The sequence below is a fragment of the Loktanella sp. DJP18 genome, from assembly GCF_049310965.1.
Taxonomy (GTDB): Bacteria; Pseudomonadota; Alphaproteobacteria; order Rhodobacterales; family Rhodobacteraceae; genus Loktanella.
Window position 1 is genome coordinate 1 of the sequence record NZ_JBMERN010000326.1, and the last position, 1,280, is coordinate 1,280.

Annotated in this window: 1 protein-coding gene; it reads right to left on the bottom strand. The window is 58.7% G+C overall.

The features are described from left to right. Nucleotides 1–1,150: hypothetical protein (locus ACOI1H_RS25640; RefSeq protein WP_422441152.1), on the bottom strand; the 1,150-nt coding region annotated here is incomplete at its 3' end. Between the last annotated feature and the right edge of the window lie 130 nt (nucleotides 1,151–1,280).

The following is a 1,280-nucleotide window of genomic DNA, read 5'->3' on the forward strand; positions in this document are numbered from 1 at the left end:
CATCGCGGATCAAAGACAGGCCAAAACGACCGGCAGGTTCCGTAGCAGATAGGTTGAAGGCGTCGAGTGTCTTAGAACGAGCAGCCTCGGCACGTGACATGTGTGCGTCCATGCAGGTCCGCGCGCTGTCGAAAAGAGGCATTTCCTTGCCGTTGCCATCGAGGATCTTCGCGATTTTGCCGGCGCGTGCTGCTTCAGCGATAATCTCCGCTCCCTTGGATCGGTGATCGCCGTTCCAGAACACAGCGACTGCGTCAGCGCTGGAGATAACTTGAGCCGACATCTGAACAGGCTTGCCGTGCGCATCGACGTTGCGCTTGTTTGCCATCATCTGAGTACGACGCTTGATCGCGGAGAGGTCCTTGCTGATGTCACCGCCCATGGGGGCGACGACGATGCTCGCGGGAAGGCGACCGGTCCAAGCTTGCGCGGCATCCGTCAAACCGCTGTCGGAATAGAGAGCCAGAACACCACCGAATTCGCGCGCCTGAGCTGTGCGATTTGACATGCCACGGTTCTTGTTGTTGTCTTCGAGACGCTTTTCAGCCTGTGCAACAGACATCTTCTCGCCGGAAGGCGTGTGGATCGGCGCTTCAGGATCACTCTTCAGACGCATCCCCGGACCTTCGAGAACGCGTGCGCGCCACCGGGTCGGCAATGCCTTTTCTTCAAACGACGCGGCAAATGCCGGCAGGTCAAGGTCAGCCTCGGTCTTGGGCAGTTGCTGACCCAGGACACCCTTTGAAGGGGGATAGAACTCAAGCGCCGTAGTGACGAAGGCGCGAATGACGCGCGCTGTCTCTTTGTCGGGTGCAACGGAGGTCCAGGCATTTTGATCGCCTGCGATGCGTTCGGCGGACTGCACGACTTCGTCTCCGCGCTTTGCAGCTTCGCGGATCAGGCGCAGGGCATCCTTGCCGCCCTTGTCCAGCGTGTTCATGAAGTGGAAGTATTGGCCGTGGCCGGCAGAGAACGCATCGGCATTGTAGTCGTGATCGGGGTTTCCGAGCACTTGCTTTTTGCCGCCGGACTTGATCCGAGCCCAGCGGGGCTCGGTCATTGCCGGACGCGTGGTGCCGTCATAGATCTCGTCGTCCCTTTGGACGGTTTGGTTGACGGGACCGGCATCTTTCCAGTCGTCGTAGCTCATGTGTTGTGCGAGTCGTTCCATCGATCCAGCCCAGTCTCTAAATTGCATTGATCACTGGAATGGATGTCAGGCCCGACGGCCGATCTCGCAACTTCAGGCAGCAAATTTGTGCCCAATTTTCAGGGATAGG